This window comes from Nocardiopsis nanhaiensis (assembly GCF_054778635.1).
This window is the reverse complement of record NZ_BAAGZJ010000125.1, coordinates 1-16,133: the sequence shown is the minus strand read 5'-3', so window position 1 is coordinate 16,133 and position 16,133 is coordinate 1. Positions and strand designations below refer to the sequence as shown.

Below are 16,133 nucleotides of genomic sequence, written 5' to 3'. Positions count from 1 at the left end.
CCTGCTGGGCGCCGCCGCGGCGGCCCGGCAGTCGGTGGGGACGCCGCTGCCGGAGGCCGAGCGCGGCGACGTGGACCGGATCGCCGAGCGCATCCGCGTGGAACTGGGGGAGAGCGGTTTCCAGAGGGAGTTCGGAGCCGGGCACGCGCTCGGCCCCGACGCCCTGTCCGTAGAAGAGGGTGTGCTCGCCGCCCCGCCGGGGTAGCGGGGCGTTGAGGGCGCGCCGTTCGAAGCCCTTCCCGTCATGGGGGTGAGCGCGGATCTGCTCTGACGGTTCTCGCTGACACGCTGGCCGGGACCGGTCGCAAGGTGTTAACCTCGCAGGAATTCCCTACCTTTTCGGTCTGATTTATCCGTGGGAGGCCTTCCTTGAGCACCGACACTACCCCGGAGCAGTCTTGGTCCTTCGAGACCCAGCAGATCCACGCCGGGGCCGAGCCGGACCCCACCACCAACGCGCGGGCCACGCCGATCTACCAGACGACCTCGTACGTCTTCCGGGACAGCCAGCACGGCGCTGACCTGTTCAGCCTCGCCGAGCCCGGCAACATCTACACGCGTATCGGCAACCCCACTCAGGACGTGTTCGAGCAGCGCCTGACCGCTCTGGAGGGCGGGGTCGGCTCGGTCGCCTTCGCCTCCGGATCGGCCGCGACCACTGCCGCGATCCTCAACCTGGTCGGCGCCGGAGACCACCTGGTCGCCAGCCCTCTGCTCTACGGCGGCACGTACAACCTCTTCCAGCACACGCTGCCCAAGCTGGGTATCCAGGTGTCCTTCGTCGAGGACCAGGACGACCCGGAGGCGTGGAAGGCCGCCACCCGTCCGGAGACCAAGCTCTATTTCGCCGAGACCCTCGCCAACCCCGGCGGCAACGTCCTGGACGTGCGCACCGTCGCCGACACCGCGCACGGGGCCGGGGTCCCGCTGATCGTCGACAACACCGTACCCACCCCCTACCTCCTGCGCCCCATCGACCACGGCGCCGACATCGTCGTGCACTCGGCCACCAAGTACCTCGGCGGCCACGGCACCACCGTGGCCGGGGCAGTCGTCGACGCGGGCACCTTCGACTTCGGGGCCCACGGCGACCGCTTCCCCGGTTTCGTCGAGCCCGACGCCAGCTACCACGGCCTCAAGTACTGGGAGGCGCTCGGTCCGGGTGCCTACGCCGCCAAACTGAGGGTTCAGCTGCTGCGCGACACCGGCGCGGCCATCGCCCCGTTCAACTCGTTCCTGATCCTCCAGGGCATCGAGACGCTGTCCCTGCGCATCGAACGCCACGTCGAGAACACCCAGGCCCTGGCCGAGTGGCTGGAGTCCCGCGACGAGGTCGAGCGGGTCCACTACGCTGGCCTGGCCTCCAGCCCTTCCTACGACCGGGCCCGGAAATACCTGCCCAAGGGCGCTGGCGCCGTCCTCTCCTTCGAGCTGCGCGGCGGGGTGGACGCCGGCCGGGCCTTCGTGGACGGCACCGAGCTCTTCAGCCAGCTCGTCAACATCGGCGACGTGCGCAGCCTCATCGTGCACCCGGCCAGCACCACCCACAGCCAGCTCGCGGACGACGAGCAGGCCGCGTCCGGAATCACCCCGGGGCTGGTCCGCCTAGCGGTCGGCTTGGAGCACGTCGACGACCTCCGGTCCGACCTCGAGCTCGGCTTCCGTGCGGCCAAGGAGCACCAGTGACCGACGGTCACCGCCCTTCCGTCCCAGGTCAGGGCACCGGGCATGGCCCGGGTCCGATCTTCGGCGGTTGGCGAGAGGGCGACCCGGTCGGCGAGCGCCGATGGGTCCACCTGGACCGGCCCCTGGAACTGGAGTCCGGGGAACACCTGCCCGGCGTGCGCCTGGCCTATCAGACCTGGGGGCGGCTCGACCCCGGCGCCACCAACGCGGTCCTGGTCCTGCACGCCCTCACCGGCGACGCCCACCTCACCGGCCCGGCCGGTCCTGGGCATCCCAGCCCCGGCTGGTGGGAGGGGCTGATCGGTCCCGGGATGGCCCTGGACACCGACCGTTACTGCGTGGTGGCCCCCAACATCCTGGGCGGTTGCCAGGGCAGCACCGGTCCGTCCTCCCCCGCGCCAGACGGGCGGCCGTGGGGGAGCAGGTTCCCCCGGATCACCGTGCGCGACACCGTGCGGGCAGAGGAGGCGCTCGCCGACACGCTGGGAGTAGGTTCCTGGGCGGCGGTGGTCGGCGGGTCCATGGGTGGGATGCGGGCACTGGAGTGGGCGCTCACCTTCCCCGACCGGGTCGGCCGGGCCCTCATCCTGGCCTGCCCGGCGGCCACAACCGCCTGGCAGATCGCCTGGGCCGCACCGCAGCTGCACGCCATCCGAGCGGACCCCGACTGGTTCGGCGGCGACTACCATTCCACTTCACGAGCGCCCGTGAACGGCTTGGGGGTTGCGCGCCGGATCGCGCACGTCACCTACCGGGGCGCGGGGGAGTTCGACGCGCGTTTCGGCCGTTCCGCGCAGGAAGGCGAGGACCCGGCCGCCGAGGTGCGGTACGCGGTGGAGTCCTACCTCGACCACCATGCGTGGAAGCTGGCCCGCCGCTTCGACCCGGCCAGCTACACAGTGCTCACTGAGGCGATGAACGGGCACGATATCGGCCGCGGCCGCGGTGGCTCCGTGGCCGTGCTCGGCGCGATGCCGGAGAGGACGATCGTCGCCGGGGTGACCAGCGACCACCTGTACCCGCTCGCGCAACAGGAGGAGATTGCCAGACACCTACCGGTTCCCGGCTCGGCCCGGGTGATCGACTCTCCGCACGGCCACGACGGTTTTCTCATCGAGACCGACCAGGTCGGCGCGCTGGTCAAGGAACTGCTGTCCGACGCGGAGTGAGCACGCACAGCTCGCCCCGCGTCGGCCGGGGCCGATCAGTACGGGGTCAGGCCGAGGCCCCGTCCAATCGGGCGGTCTCCTCGGCGCTCAACCGCAGGTCTTTCAGGGCCAGGAGGCCTGTGAGCTGGTCCAGGTCGCGGGCGCTGGAGAGCACCGAGGCCACACCGGGGCGCGCCACCAGCCAGGCCAGTGCCACCGTGGACAGCTCCGCCGAGCGCTCGGCGGCGATCGCGTCCAGGGCGGTCAGCACCCTCTCACCGCGCGGGTGGTCAAGGTAGGCGCGGGCCTTCGCCGCTCGGGGGCTGTTGTCGGCAGTGCTGCCCGGTCGGTACTTGCCGGTGAGGAAGCCGCGGGCCAGACCGAAGTAGGGCAGTAGGGCCAGGCCTTCTTCCCGGGCCAGCGGCACCAGGTCCCGCTCGATCCCGCGCTCGACGAGGTTGTACTGCGGCTGTACGCACACGGGGCGGTGCCAGCCGTTCTCGTCGCAGGCCGACACCCACTCGCGGACGCGCTCGGGGCTGTGGTTGGACAGGCCCGTGTACCGGATCTTGCCCTCGTCGACCAGGCCGGAGAAGGCTTCGGCGCTCTCGGCGATGGGCGTTTCGGCGTCGTCGAAGTGGGCGTAGTAGAGGTCCACGGTTTCCAGGCCGAGCCGCTGCAGGGAGGCTTCGGCGGCGGCCTTGACGTTGCCGGCGGACAGGCCCTTGAAGTCCGGGTGCTGGCTCACCTTGGTGGCGATGACCGTGTCGCCGTGCCCGCGCGCGGCCAGCCAGCGCCCGATCACCCGCTCGGACTCGCCGCCGGTGTGACCCTCGACCCAGGCCGAGTAGGAGTCGGCGGTGTCGATGAAGTTGCCGCCGCTCTCCCGGTACTCGTCCAGGATCGCGAAGGAGGTGTCCTCGTCAGCCGTCCAGCCGAAGACGTTGCCGCCCAGGTTCAGCGGGCTGACCCGCAGATCGGAGGTGCCGAGCGGGCGCAGGTGGGTATCGTGCATGCTCACCGTTCCGTGTGTCCCCGCGAGGGGTGGGGTCGCTTCGCCTCCACGCTAGAGGAGCCGGATCCGGGGGTCACGCGGGATTCCGAGGGGCCCGGTGCATCATGGAGACAGGCCCCTGCCCCGTCCCGTGCGAGTCCGGTGACTGAACCCCGAGGAGGCGGTTCGATGACAGAGCGCAAACCACCCGGTACGGGTTTCGAGTCGTGGATCGACACCCAGATCAGGCAGTCCAGGGAACGGGGTGAGTTCGACGACCTCCCAGGCGCGGGCAAGCCGATCGCCGACATCGACCGGCCCTACGACGAGAACTGGTGGATCAAGCGGAAGCTGAAGAGCGAGAACGTCTCGCTGTTGCCGCCCACCCTGCGCCTGCGCAAGGAGGCCGAGGACACCCTCGAGGAGGCCCGCGGGGCCAGGACCGAGAAACGGGTGCGCGAGCTCCTGGAGGGCCTCAACAAGAAGATCCGCGAGATGAACTCCAGCTCCGTCCCGGGCCCGCCACTCAACCTCATGCCCTACGACATCGAGGAGTTCCTCGAGAAGAAGTGGCGCGGACCGGCCGGATCCTGACCCCTGGGGGTGATCACGGCATGGAAACCGCCCAGAATTTCGGTGGCGCCTCCGCGGGAACGTGCGGTTCGGACCCGACCAGCATGACCGGGAACGGGGACCGGTCACGTGCAGCGGGCCCTTTTCGGGAAGACGGCTTCCGGGGAAACGCCACTGAGAGCACCGGCCCTAGCAGTTGGCGCTGGCGACGTCGCGCCAGGTCTGGTTGTTGTCCTGGCCGTACTCCTCACCGTCGAACCACGGATTGACCCGCTCGGAGTCTTCCGTGCCCCAGCTGGCCTCCCCGTCCCCGTTGGCGTCGAAGCCGAGCTCGAAGTGCAGGTGCGGGTGGTCGTTGGCGCCCTCGCCGGTCCTGCCGACGGCCCCGATCTGTTCGCCCTGAGAGACGGTGTCCCCGACGTCGACGTCCATCGACTCCAGGTGGATGTACGTGGTGAAGTAGTCGGAACCGTGGTCGATCTGCACGACGTTTCCGGCGTTGTCGTGCCAGAAGGCCATGTTGACGGTGCCCTCGGCCGCGGCGAGCAGAGGAGCCCCCTCGGTGCCGTGCTGGTCCGGCTCGCGCACCATGTCCAGGGCGGGCGCGTGCGCCCAGGTGTCCAGGCGCCATTCCTGCCCGCACTCGAACGGCAGCTGGAAGTCGACGGGGGGCTGCTGGGCTTCGCTGTCGGCGACGTTGGTCGCGTTGGGAGCCGACGCCGACGGGTCGGAGGACACGGCGGAGACGGTCAGTGGAAGGGTGACCGCGGCGGCAGCCGCGACCCCCGTCCAGAGCGCTGCACGTCTGAATCTCATGTGCATTCCTTTTCCTGGTAGGCGCTATTCGAACGGAATGGCAGAAGTGCCTCTTCCGGTTGGCGCTGGAAGCATGCTAGGAGTCGCGAAGCGGGACGTCCATGCCTCGCGGAAATTCATTTCACGAGCCCGTGCGGGACGATGAGAACTACAGGTCAAAGCTTTATGGATCGACGGCCAATCGGGGGTCTCCGTGTCTTTGTGAACGAAATTCCACAACTGGTCCGGGCGCGGGTGAAGAGGGTGGGAATTCGGGGGCGCCGGGCAGGAGGACGCCCAGCGCAGAGGGCCGGACGCCGGTGCCGGTGACGAGTGGAGGCGTAGCGCCGCCACCCGTCACCGGCGGCCGGGGAACCGGGTCAGAGGCCGTGGGTGGCGCGGCGGATCTCTGCGTAGCGCTCGCGGACCCGGGTGCCCACGTCGGTGGCGTGGGTGGACTCCTCCTCGGGCGTTCCCAGGGTCCAGGCCGGGGGATCGGGGGTTCCGGCGAGGGTCCAGGCGGCTTGGCGGGCGGCGCCGATGGCCACGTACTCGGCCACGGGCGGAACCACGACCGGCGCCCCCAGGACGATGGGGGCGATGGCGCGCACGGCGGCCGACCGGGCCCCTCCGCCGACCAACAGGACGCGTTCCACCGGGACACCCTGCTCGGCGAGGGTGGCCAGGCCGTCGGCCAGGCCGCACAGCATGCCCTCCACGGCGGCGCGGGCGACGTTCTCCGGCCGCATGTTGTCGCGGCGCAGACCGTGCAGGGAGCCCGTGGCCTCCGGAAGCTCGGGGGTGCGCTCCCCGTCCAGGTAGGGCAGGAGGACAAGCCCTTCCGAACCCGGCTCCGCGCGCAGGGCGAGCGCGTCCAGGCCGGCCAGTCCCGTGTCCAGCATCGCGGCTGTGGAACTGAGCACGCGGGCGGCGTTCAGGGTGCAGGCCAGCGGGAGGAAGCGGCCGGTCGCGTCGGCGAACCCGCAGATGGTCCCGGTGGGGTCGTGGGTGGCCCGGTCGTGCGCGGCGAACACGGTTCCGCTGGTGCCGAGCGAGACGGCGACGTCGCCGGGGCGCAGACCCAGTCCCAGGGCGGCGCCCATGTTGTCTCCGGTGCCCGGGGCGATCACGGCGCCCTCGGGGGTGTGGCCCACGGCCTCGGCCGGTTCGGCCACGCGCGGCACGTCGATTTCGCGGCCGAAGCCCCGGACGAGCAGGTCGGTGCGGTAGGCGCCGTCGGCGGGCGACCAGTAGCCGGTGCCCGAGGCGTCGCCCCGGTCCGTGGTCGGCTCTCCGCGGGCGCCGCCCAGCCGCCAGGTCAGCCAGTCGTGGGGGAGCATGACCCCGCGCACGCGCGCGGCGTTGTCGGGTTCGTGTTCGGCGAGCCAGCGCAGCTTGGTCACGGTGAGGCTGGCCACGGGCACGTTGCCCACCGCTTCTGCCCAGGCTTCTGGGCCGCCGAGCTCCGTGACGAGGTCGTGCGCGGCTCCGGCGGAGCGGGCGTCGTTCCACAGGAGGGCGGGCCGGACGACCTCGCCGTCCTCGTCGATCACGACCATGCCGTGCTGCTGCCCGGCCACGGAGACGGCCGACACGTCGTCGAGCAGCCCGGAGGCGGCCGTGGTCAGTGCCGACCACCAGTGGGCCGGGTCGGTCTCGGTGCCGTCGGGGTGTGGCGCGCGGCCCTCGCGGACCACCTTCCCGGTCGTGGTGTCGCAGACCACGATCTTGCAGGACTGCGTCGAACTGTCGATTCCGGCAACCAGTGCCATGTCTGCTCCGTGTGGGTGAGGGGGCGAAGCTGTCGTCGAGATTACGTTCCCGCCGACTCGATGAGGTTTCGGGCCGTCTTTGTGTCGGTGACCAGCGAGGAAACCACCCCGGTCTTGAGGACGGAGCGGATGGCCCGGGTCTTGCCCGTGCCGCCGGCCACAGCGATGACTTCGGGGACGGCGCGGAGCTGTTCCAGCGTGATGGCGATGATCCGCGACGTGAGTTCCGGGGCGATGGGGGCGCCGTGCACGTCCACGGTGCGGGCGCACACTTCGGCCTGGACCCCTTCGCGTTCGAGGGATTCACCCTCCGCCAGGGTGAGGGCGTCGCGGACCAGGGACAGGGTGGGTGACCAGGAGCCGATGGCGACGACGGCCTTGTCGAGCCCGCCGTAGTGCTGCATGGCGTCGGCCACCTGGGGTTGGGCGCGCAGCGCGCGGGCGGTGCCGGGGTCGGAGACCACGAGCGGGGCGTAGATGGGGTAGGCGGGGCCGCGGGCGAGGCTGGCCACGCGGCGGACCAGCTCGACGGAGTTCTCCTCCACGCCGCCGGGCAGGACGCCGGTGAGCTGGACGACCGTGCACCGGGGGAGTTCGCCCAGCGCGAGAGTCATCGCGTTGAGGGTGCGGGAGCAGGCCAGGCCCAGGGTGTCGTCCTCTTGGACGATCTCGGTGAGGTACTCGGCCGCGATGCGTCCCAGGCTGCGCTGCAGGGACTCGCCTTCCCCGGTGTGGGCGACCGCGACCGCCTGTTTGAGGCCGTAGGCGGTGCTCAGCTGGTGGGAGAGGTCGGTGTCCACCTCGGTCGGTTCGGCGATCTCTATGCGGACGATCCCGGCTTCGCGGGCGTCATCGAGGATGCGTGCGACCTTGAACCGGCTGATCCCGAAGTCCTCGGCGATGCGGATCTTGGAGTCCCCCGCGAGGTAGTACCTGCGGGCCACAGCGGTGGCGCGGATCAGTTCCGCCGGCCGGAACGCGTGCTTCATCTACGCCCTCCAGACGTTTCGCTCATATGAGCGGAGTATTGCCCATTATTGCACCACGGGTTGACCGGTGACACCCGTCACAACTTAAATGATCCGGACGGCGCTCATGTGTACAAATGGCCGCTCATATGAGCGAAAGGTGTCCGTGGGAGGCCGGGACGTGCGCAGACGCGTCGTCTCCCGGTCCCGGCCTTGCGAAATCCCCCCAGGAGGAAGACATGTTCACAAGTACGACGAGAGGGGTCCCGCTGGCGGCAGCAGCCACCGGCCTGGCCCTGATCGCGACCGCCTGCGCGGGGGCCGGGGGCACCGGCGCCGACGAGGACCGGGTCGTCACCATCGCCACGGTCGCCAACCCACAGATGGAGGACATCGAGGCCCTCGCGGCGGAGTTCGAAGACGAGCACCCCGACATCACGGTCGAGTTCGTGGTCCTCCCCGAGAACCAGCTGCGCGACCGCGTCACCCAGGACATCGCCACCCAGGGCGGCCAGTACGACGTCGTCACCGTCGGCACCTACGAGGTACCGATCTGGGCGGAGAACGACTGGATCCTCAGCCTCGACGAGTTCGCCTCCGACGACGCCTACGACATCGACGACATCATCCCCACCGTCCGGTCAGCACTGTCCTACGAGGACGAGATGTTCGGGGCGCCCTTCTACGGTGAGTCCTCGTTCCTCATGTACCGGCAGGACCTGTTCGACGAGGCGGGCCTGGAGATGCCCGAGAACCCGACCTGGGAGGACGTCGCCGAATTCGCCGCCGAACTCGACGACGATGAGACCGCCGGTATCTGCCTGCGCGGCGTCCCCGGCTGGGGCGAGATCCTGGCCCCGCTCAACTCCGTAATCCTCACCTACGGAGGACAGTGGTACGACGAGGACTGGACCGCGCACCTGGACTCACCCGAGGTGCAGGAGGCCGTGGAGACCTACGTCGACCTCGTGCGCGACCACGGTCAGTCGGGCGCGCCCAACGCCGGCTTCACCGAGTGCCTCACCACCATGGCCCAGGGCGACGCCGCCATGTTCTACGACTCCACCGTCGCCGGGGGCAGCCTGGAGGACCCCGAGTCCAGCAGCGTCGTCGGCGAGATCGGCTACGTCGCCGCGCCGACCATGGAGACCGATCACGCGGGCTGGCTGTGGGCCTGGGCGCTGTCGATCCCCGCCACCTCCGAAGACCCCGAGGCCGCGTGGGAGTTCGTTTCCTGGGCCACCTCGAAGGAGTACCACCAGCTCGTCGGTGAGGAACTGGGCTGGGAGCGCGTCCCGCCCGGCGCCCGCGTCTCCACCTACGGCATCCCCGAGTACCAGGAGGCGGCCGAGGCCTTCGCGATGCCCACCTACGACGCCATCGACAACGTCGACGTGGAGCAGCCCGGCGTGCACCCGCAGCCGTGGACCGGGGTGCAGTACGTGTCCATCCCCGAGTTCCAGGACCTGGGCACCCGGGTCTCCCAGGAGATCTCCGCGTCCATCGCCGGCCAGCAGACCGTCGAGGAGGCGCTCGCCAAGTCCCAGGAGTACGCGGACGAGACGGCCGAGTCCGGCGGCTACCGCGACTGAGGTACCACCGGTGCCGGGTTCCGCGCCCGGGCCCGGTGCCGGTACCGCACTCCACGCCTTCGAGCACTCCACCTTCGAGTACCACCGAGGAAGCCATGACCGCTCAGAGCGCGCCGGACACGGCGCGGCGCGGGCCCCGACCACGGGACCTGACCCGGGCCCAGCGGTGGGTCCGGCGCAGCCCGCTCCTACCGGGACTGCTGTTCGTCATCGCGATGACGCAGATCCCGTTCCTGTTCACGATCTACTACAGCTTCCAGGACAGCAACCTGCTGCGCCCCGGCAGCGACGCCTTCGCCGGATGGTCCAACTACGGCAGCGTCCTCGGCGACCCGCTGTTCCGCAACGCCGTCACGAACACGGTCCTGCTCACCGTCGGCGCCGTCCTGGCCTCACTGGTCCTCGGCCTGGCGCTGGCCCTGCTCCTCGACCGGGCCTTCCTCGGGCGGGGGGTCGTCCGGACCCTGATGATCACACCGTTCCTGGTCATGCCGGTCGCCGCCGCCCTGCTGTGGAAGACCTCCATGTACCACCCGGTGTACGGCCTCATCAACTGGGTGCTCTCACCGTTCGGGGTCCAGGCCGACTGGGTGAACGACTTCCCGCTGCTGTCCATCGTCATGGTGCTGACCTGGCAGTGGACCCCGTTCATGATGCTCATCATGCTCGCGGGCCTGCAGAGCCAGTCCCCGGAGGTGCTGGAGGCGGCACGGGTCGACGGGGCCGGGCCCTTCGCGGTCTTCCGCCGGATCACCTTCCCGCACCTGCGCCGCTTCGTGGAGTTGGCGCTCCTGCTCGGCACCATCTACATCGTCCAGACCTTCGACGCGATCTTCATGATCACGCAGGGCGGGCCGGGCCAGTCGACCACCAACCTGCCCTACTTCATCTACCTGCAGGCCTTCCGGGCCTTCGACGTCGGAGAGGCCGCGGCGGCGGGCGTGATCGTAGTCGCCGCGACGCTGATCATCGCCATGTTCGCCCTGCGAGTGGTCTCCAGCCTGTTCGAGGAGGAGTCGTGACACGCGTGACCGCAGCTCCGACCGGGCCGCCCGCCGCGACCGCCACCGGCCCGCGTCCCCGACCGCGCCGCCGACGGCGCCGCCCCGCGCGCCCTGGTCTGGGGATCCTCGCCTGGCTCGTGGGGATCGTGTTCTTCTTCCCGGTGCTGTGGATGTTCCTCACCGGCTTCAAACAGGAGTCGCAGGCCTCCACCAGCCCGCCCACGTTCTTCTTCCTGCCGACACTGGACCAGTACTCGGCGATCATCGGGCGCGACTTCGTCCCTTACCTGCTGAACTCCCTCCAGGCCTCCGTGCTGTCCACGATCCTGGCCGTCGTCCTGGGCCTGCCGGCCGCCTACGCGCTGTCCCTGCTGCGCATCCCCAAGTGGCGGGACTCGCTGTTCTTCTTCCTGTCCACCAAGCTGCTGCCGCCGGTAGCGATGATCCTGCCCCTGTACGTCATCGCCCAGAACCTGGGTGCCCTGGACGACGTGCGGACGCTCACCCTCGTGTACACGGCGATGAACCTGCCGATCGCGGTGTGGATGATCCGTTCGTTCCTGGTCGAGCTGCCCAAGGAGGTCCTCGAGGCCGCCCGTATGGACGGCGCGCACCGTTTCACGGAGATGCGGCGGGTCATCCTGCCGATGATCGCGCCCGGGCTGGCCGCCACCGCCCTCATCTGCTTCATCTTCGCCTGGAACGAGTTCTTCTTCGCGGTCAACCTCACCGCCAGCCAGGCTTCCACCGTCCCGGTCTTCCTCGTCGGCTTCATCAGCGGCGAGGGCCTGTACTGGGCCCGACTCTCGGCCGCCTCCACCATGGCGGCCCTGCCCGTGATCCTCGCCGGATGGGCCGCCCAACGCTGGCTGGTCCGAGGCCTCTCCCTAGGAGCCGTGAAGTAATGCGCGCACTCGTCGTCAGTGAACCCGGCCGCTTCTCCGTCCAGGAGGCGGACGACCCCAAACCCGGGCCCAAGGACGTGGTCGTCGCCCCGGCCGCCGTCGGCGTGTGCGGGACCGACCTGCACATCATCGACGGGGAGTTCGCACCCACCCCGTACCCGATCGTCCCCGGCCACGAGTTCGCCGGGACCGTGGTGGCGCTCGGGGCCGAGGTCACCGGGCTGTCCGTGGACGACCGCGTGGCGGTCGACCCCTCCCTCTTCTGCGGTGCGTGCGCCAAGTGCCTGGTGGGGCGCGGCAACCTGTGCGAGCGGTGGAACGCTGTGGGAGTCACCCGGCCCGGCGCCGCCGCCGAGTTCGTGCCGGTGCCCGCCGCCTCCTGCTACCGCATGCCCGACGCCATGCCCTTCGAGCACGGGGCGCTCATCGAACCCCTCTCCTGTGCCGTGCACGGCTTCGACCTGCTGCCCGGCCGCGTGGGCGAGCACTACCTGGTCTACGGCGCGGGGACCATGGGGCTGCTCATGTCCCAGCTGGCCCGGTCAGCCGGGGCCGCCAGCGTGTCCGTGGTGGACCCCAACACCGACCGGCTGGCCGTCGCCGCGACCCTGGCCGCGGACGCCGTGGCCACCGGGCCCGACGGCCTGGACCGCGACGACTGGGAGGTGGTCATCGACTGCACCGGGGTGGTCGCGGCGATCGAGGACGGCCTCACCCGGGTCGCCCGGGGCGGCACCTTCCAGGTGTTCGGTGTGGCCCCGGCCGAGGACACCGCCACCTTCTCGCCGTTCCGCGTCTACAACGACGAGATCACCGTGGTGGGCAGCATGGCCGTCCTGCACAGCTACGGGCGGGCCGTGGACCTCATGGCCAAGGGGGTCGTGGACGCCGACGCCATGGTCACCGACTCCTTCGAACTCGCCGGCTTCGGTGCGGCGGTCGAGGCGTTCCGGGCCGGGCGCGGCCGCAAGCTCCAGGTCAACCCGCAGCTGTAGAGGAGGGATGAACCGTGGCAACGGTCAGTTTCGAGAAGGCCACCCACTTCTATCCGGGCGCGGACGCGCCCGCCGTGGACGAGCTGAGCCTGGAGATCGAGGACGGGGAGTTCCTCGTCCTGGTCGGGCCGTCCGGGTGCGGCAAGTCCACGTCCCTGCGGATGCTCGCGGGGCTGGAGGAGGTGGATTCGGGGAGTATCCGCATCGGCGGTACCGAGGTCACCGACAAGAGCCCCATGGACCGCGACATCGCCATGGTCTTCCAGTCGTACGCGCTCTACCCGCACATGTCGGTGGCGCAGAACATGGCTTTCGCCCTGGAAATGGCCAAGGTCGGCAAGGCGGAGCGCGAGCGCCGCGTCCAGGAGGCCGCCGAGCTCCTCGACCTGGGGCAGCTGCTGCACCGCAGGCCCAAGGCGCTCTCCGGCGGTCAGCGGCAACGGGTGGCGATGGGCCGCGCGATCGTGCGCGAGCCGCGGGTGTTCCTCATGGACGAGCCCCTGTCCAACTTGGACGCCAAACTCCGCGTGTCCACCCGCACCCAGATCGCCGACCTCCAACGGCGGCTGGGGATCACCACCGTCTACGTCACCCACGACCAAGTGGAGGCCATGACGATGGGCGACCGGGTGGCCGTGCTCAAGGACGGGGTGCTGCAGCAGTGCGACACCCCCATGGGCCTGTACGAGCGCCCGGCCAACGCCTTCGTCGCCGGGTTCATGGGATCGCCCTCGATGAACCTCCGCGAGTTCCCGCTGGCCGGCGAGGCGGTGCGGGTGGGCGGCGTCGACCTGCCGCTGGGCCGCGACCAGCGGGCCAGCCTGGCGGGGGAAGGCGCGGAGACGGTTCTGCTGGGCTTCCGTCCGGAGGCGGTGGACCTGGTGGGTGAGGCTGACGGCTTCCCGATGGAGATCGGGCTGGTCGAGCACCTGGGGGCCGACTGCTACCTGTACGGCGGTATCCCAGGGCACCCGGCCGACAGCGACCTGGTGGTCCGGGTGACGCCGGAGCGTGCCCCGCGCAGCGGGCAGGTGGTGCACCTGCGCGTCCGTCCGGGCCAGGTGCACGTGTTCTCCCCGGTGACGGGGGAGCGGTTGGAAGGGTGACCGTGTCGGCGGGGCGGGTTCGGGTCGAGGGTGGGGCCGACCACAAATCCTTGCTATCCCTCCTGGGTTCAATAAAGGCGGGCAGGACCTCAAGAAGTTCCGAGACAACAACCGTCCCGGCATTCCGAACGTCGGGGATTCTGCGTGGCCTAGGGTTCCCGGATTCGCGCTCGGTGGCATCCTGAGTGACGTCGGATCGTTCGTCCGGCAGGGATTCGACGGGCTTATGGGCATGATCGAGTCGACCGCTAAGAAGCCGTTTGACGCCATGCGTGAATTGTCCTCAGACATGTGGGGTTCCACGGGGTTCCGGGGATTCGTCACCCCGATGTTGGGCAAGATGCTGCCAGCGGTTCTGAAGAAGTTGGCGCCTTTCGATATTTTCGATGACGGTGATGGGGACATCACTTGGGAGAACGCTTCTGCCCGTTTGCAGGAGGCTTTGCGTTGGGCTCGTACCCAGCATGGGTTGCCGTATCAGTGGGGTGGTGGCGGTAATCCGTCGTGGGACTGTTCCGGTTTCATGGCGGGAATTGAGAATGTCATCCGGGGTGTCCGCCCCGGGCGCCGTTACACGACCCACTCGTTCAGCCCCGGCAATCCGCCATCCGGGTGGCAGCACAATCTTCGGTCGCCATTCATGGTGGGTGTGCGTCACGGTGGTCGGGGTGGCGGGCACATGTCGGGCACCCTTTTGGGTGTTCCGGTGGAATCGTCGTCGGGTGGTGTGCAGGTTGGTCGAGGCGCCCGGGGCGCTGGAAACAGCATGTACTCCCAGCGGTACGGATTCCGCCCCGTGGTCCGAGAAGCGACCCCGGCCGCTCCCGGTGGTGACGTGTCCGCACTTGCGCGGGGCACCGATTCCATTCCCAAGGACGACCTGTATTTCCTCCACCGGGGCGAGAAAGTCGTGCCCGCAGCCGACAACATCCCCCAATACACGGGCGGTGGGGGCGGCATCGTATTGGAAAAGGGCGCCATTGACTTCAGCAATTCAATCGTCACCTCACAACGCCAGGTCGAGGACATGGTTGTCAGGGCCATAGCTGAGGCCGAGCGTAAGGGACGGATCGCAAAGGGAACCGCGCGGAGTCGATAGGAACAACGGGTGAACGTTCCACGTGAATACCTACTCGACATTCACGACGCCATCCAATGGACCGGCCTCACCCAATGGCGGTTGTACGAATGGCATAGACAACACAAGATCACCCCGTGGTTGCGCGGAAAACAGCGCATGTTCGACATGCGAGAAATACCAGAACGCAGCCACCCACACCGACACCAGTACCCGAAACGAATTGAACCGGAGAACCGAGATGAGCACCAAGATTAGCGCCGAGCATGAAGAACTCGAATCCGAATACCGGCGACTCCTGCGCCGACTCGAATCCGAAAAGATCCAGCGCGACCCACAGACGTACAGCATTCAGAAACAGATAACGGAAGTACGCGAACAACTCGACACCATCCGGGCAGCCGCCTGGACACCCAAAGCAGTTGAGCATCTGGAAGCGGCACAGAAAGCACGGGACGAAATCCGACAGCGGGTCATCGACGGTGACACCAAAATCACCCCGCTGCAAATTGCGACCGCCGAACAGAATTTGTCGCATGCCCAGTTGACACTTCAGGCATCGCACGAAGCTAACCAGCTTAAGGCAGAACAGCTCAACCGTGCGAAGTTCACCGAGCACGCGGACAAGCTCACCAACCCCAACGGTGAAATCGCCGGACTCATGTGGGAAGCACACCGCGCATCCGATGAGGCGCACCGTGCCATGCAGAAAGCAGGAATGGCACGCGCCGCCGCACAGGACGAAATCGAAAAGACCATACGAAAAGCCAAAGTACTACGTGCGCACGCACCCGACGGGGTTTCGTTCAACGAGATCGGCCAACCCCTAAGCTGCGTACTAAGCAACGGGGCGCACTACTCAAAGGACATGTCGCTCGGTGAAATGCAGGCTGCACTAATAGCAATCGGTGCAGCCAAGGCAGACACCGAGGCCGAATGAACGTGCGGGAGTGGTCCGGTTCTCCCACTCCCGCACACCCCCCAATGAACCGGTGACGCTGGTACGGGCATAGCAGCGTCACCGACGGACGGTCGTCACCTCATGGGCGACCGTCCTCATTCATTCCGCGCACCATTCAAACGAGCCCAACATAAAACGAACCCTCAACAAAAAGCCGCACCACAAGACAAAGCCACCGACAAACCCGGCATAACCTCGCAGCCCCTCACAGCCACACAGGCGCACGCGTGATGCAGAGGCAAGGAAGGCCAGGCGACCAGCGTCGCGACTCGCAGCGCTGAACTGAGCGGCGCACGACCACACCACCGCCGACACCACCCCGCCACCCAACCCACCCGGGCACGCACCCGACCACCCGGCCACCACCCATCCGGGCACCCGCCCGCCCGGGTGCCCGGTGCCCACACCCACACCGGCGCGCGAGTCGACGAACGACGCGAACCAAGCGAGCGAGCAAGCAAGCGCACGGCCAACCCGCACCGACGCAGCGACACCACGCGCGGTGGTGTGCCCGGCGACGCTGGTCGTCGTCGTGCCGTCGCTGCGTCGGTGCGAC

Annotated in this window: 16 protein-coding genes; 11 read left to right on the top strand and 5 right to left on the bottom strand. The window is 68.8% G+C overall.

Features of this window, described 5'->3' with window-relative positions:
• The 3 genes from ACYVD1_RS33120 to metX all read left to right on the top strand — a co-directional run.
• On the top strand, window positions 1–205 hold a 205-nt coding region (locus ACYVD1_RS33120; protein WP_460778425.1), incomplete at its 5' end, for a hypothetical protein.
• A 164-nt stretch (window positions 206–369) separates the two neighbouring features.
• Complete coding sequence (locus tag ACYVD1_RS33115) at window positions 370–1,686, top strand: bifunctional o-acetylhomoserine/o-acetylserine sulfhydrylase (protein ID WP_460752256.1); 1,317 nt, start codon at window positions 370–372, stop codon at window positions 1,684–1,686.
• Window positions 1,683–2,855, top strand: a complete 1,173-nt coding sequence (gene metX / locus ACYVD1_RS33110; protein WP_460778423.1) for a homoserine O-acetyltransferase MetX — start codon at window positions 1,683–1,685, stop codon at window positions 2,853–2,855. The genes ACYVD1_RS33115 and metX overlap by 4 nt, the downstream gene beginning before the upstream one ends.
• Window positions 2,856–2,901: 46 nt before the next feature.
• Here the strand turns inward: metX and ACYVD1_RS33105 are convergent, their stop codons facing one another.
• On the bottom strand, window positions 2,902–3,849 hold the full coding sequence (locus tag ACYVD1_RS33105) for an aldo/keto reductase (RefSeq protein ID WP_460778420.1): 948 nt from the start codon (window positions 3,847–3,849) through the stop codon (window positions 2,902–2,904).
• A gap of 168 nt (window positions 3,850–4,017) precedes the next feature.
• On the opposite strand from ACYVD1_RS33105, the gene ACYVD1_RS33100 reads away from it, so the two are divergent.
• Window positions 4,018–4,422 (top strand): DnaJ family domain-containing protein, encoded by a 405-nt coding sequence (locus tag ACYVD1_RS33100; RefSeq protein ID WP_460778419.1) that lies wholly within the window; start codon window positions 4,018–4,020, stop codon window positions 4,420–4,422.
• 168 nt (window positions 4,423–4,590) lie between these two features.
• Here the strand turns inward: ACYVD1_RS33100 and ACYVD1_RS33095 are convergent, their stop codons facing one another.
• The 3 genes from ACYVD1_RS33095 to ACYVD1_RS33085 all read right to left on the bottom strand — a co-directional run bounded on the left by ACYVD1_RS33095 (window position 4,591) and on the right by ACYVD1_RS33085 (window position 7,957).
• A complete protein-coding gene (locus tag ACYVD1_RS33095) occupies window positions 4,591–5,217 on the bottom strand; it encodes a peptidoglycan DD-metalloendopeptidase family protein (protein WP_460778415.1) in 627 nt (208 codons plus the stop codon).
• Between the two features lie 359 nt (window positions 5,218–5,576).
• Entirely contained in the window at window positions 5,577–6,968 is a 1,392-nt protein-coding gene (xylB, locus tag ACYVD1_RS33090) for a xylulokinase (protein WP_460778411.1), read from the bottom strand.
• A gap of 41 nt (window positions 6,969–7,009) precedes the next feature.
• Complete coding sequence (locus ACYVD1_RS33085; protein WP_460778409.1) at window positions 7,010–7,957, bottom strand: sugar-binding transcriptional regulator; 948 nt, start codon at window positions 7,955–7,957, stop codon at window positions 7,010–7,012.
• Between the two features lie 218 nt (window positions 7,958–8,175).
• Between ACYVD1_RS33085 and ACYVD1_RS33080 the strand changes: the two genes are divergently transcribed.
• The 7 genes from ACYVD1_RS33080 (at window position 8,176) to ACYVD1_RS33050 (ending at window position 15,556) form a co-directional block, all read left to right on the top strand.
• The gene (locus tag ACYVD1_RS33080; protein WP_460778406.1) at window positions 8,176–9,528 is read left to right on the top strand and encodes an ABC transporter substrate-binding protein; all 1,353 of its coding nucleotides are present in this window, start codon (window positions 8,176–8,178) and stop codon (window positions 9,526–9,528) included.
• A 95-nt stretch (window positions 9,529–9,623) separates the two neighbouring features.
• Window positions 9,624–10,550, top strand: coding sequence for a carbohydrate ABC transporter permease (locus ACYVD1_RS33075; protein ID WP_460778403.1), 927 nt, complete (start codon window positions 9,624–9,626; stop codon window positions 10,548–10,550).
• 5 nt (window positions 10,551–10,555) lie between these two features.
• Window positions 10,556–11,437 carry a carbohydrate ABC transporter permease gene (locus ACYVD1_RS33070; protein WP_460778426.1) on the top strand — a complete coding sequence of 294 codons (882 nt, stop codon included), beginning with the start codon at window positions 10,556–10,558 and terminating at the stop codon, window positions 11,435–11,437.
• The gene (locus tag ACYVD1_RS33065; RefSeq protein WP_460778400.1) at window positions 11,437–12,432 is read left to right on the top strand and encodes a zinc-dependent alcohol dehydrogenase family protein; all 996 of its coding nucleotides are present in this window, start codon (window positions 11,437–11,439) and stop codon (window positions 12,430–12,432) included. Before ACYVD1_RS33070 ends, ACYVD1_RS33065 begins: the two co-directional genes overlap by 1 nt.
• 14 nt (window positions 12,433–12,446) lie before the next feature.
• Window positions 12,447–13,538, top strand: coding sequence for an ABC transporter ATP-binding protein (locus ACYVD1_RS33060; RefSeq protein WP_460778396.1), 1,092 nt, complete (start codon window positions 12,447–12,449; stop codon window positions 13,536–13,538).
• A gap of 232 nt (window positions 13,539–13,770) precedes the next feature.
• Entirely contained in the window at window positions 13,771–14,637 is an 867-nt protein-coding gene (locus ACYVD1_RS33055; RefSeq protein ID WP_460778394.1) for a hypothetical protein, read from the top strand.
• A 220-nt stretch (window positions 14,638–14,857) separates the two neighbouring features.
• Window positions 14,858–15,556, top strand: a complete 699-nt coding sequence (locus tag ACYVD1_RS33050; RefSeq protein WP_460778392.1) for a hypothetical protein — start codon at window positions 14,858–14,860, stop codon at window positions 15,554–15,556.
• Window positions 15,557–15,676: 120 nt separating this feature from the next.
• On the opposite strand, the gene ACYVD1_RS33045 is transcribed toward ACYVD1_RS33050, so the two are convergent.
• On the bottom strand, window positions 15,677–16,133 hold a 457-nt coding region (locus tag ACYVD1_RS33045), incomplete at its 5' end, for a hypothetical protein (RefSeq protein WP_460778390.1).

Excerpts from the sequence above, each read along its gene's own strand:
- ACYVD1_RS33055 (WP_460778394.1), top strand. The coding sequence starts at position 13,771 with ATGATCGAGTCGACCGCTAAGAAGCCGTTTGACGCCATGCGTGAATTG.
- ACYVD1_RS33050 (WP_460778392.1), top strand. The coding sequence starts at position 14,858 with ATGAGCACCAAGATTAGCGCCGAGCATGAAGAACTCGAATCCGAATAC.
- ACYVD1_RS33080 (WP_460778406.1), top strand. The coding sequence starts at position 8,176 with ATGTTCACAAGTACGACGAGAGGGGTCCCGCTGGCGGCAGCAGCCACC.
- ACYVD1_RS33065 (WP_460778400.1), top strand. The coding sequence starts at position 11,437 with ATGCGCGCACTCGTCGTCAGTGAACCCGGCCGCTTCTCCGTCCAGGAG.
- ACYVD1_RS33085 (WP_460778409.1), bottom strand. The coding sequence starts at position 7,957 with ATGAAGCACGCGTTCCGGCCGGCGGAACTGATCCGCGCCACCGCTGTG.
- ACYVD1_RS33100 (WP_460778419.1), top strand. The coding sequence starts at position 4,018 with ATGACAGAGCGCAAACCACCCGGTACGGGTTTCGAGTCGTGGATCGAC.
- xylB (WP_460778411.1), bottom strand. The coding sequence starts at position 6,968 with ATGGCACTGGTTGCCGGAATCGACAGTTCGACGCAGTCCTGCAAGATC.
- ACYVD1_RS33105 (WP_460778420.1), bottom strand. The coding sequence starts at position 3,849 with ATGCACGATACCCACCTGCGCCCGCTCGGCACCTCCGATCTGCGGGTC.
- ACYVD1_RS33095 (WP_460778415.1), bottom strand. The coding sequence starts at position 5,217 with ATGAGATTCAGACGTGCAGCGCTCTGGACGGGGGTCGCGGCTGCCGCC.
- ACYVD1_RS33075 (WP_460778403.1), top strand. The coding sequence starts at position 9,624 with ATGACCGCTCAGAGCGCGCCGGACACGGCGCGGCGCGGGCCCCGACCA.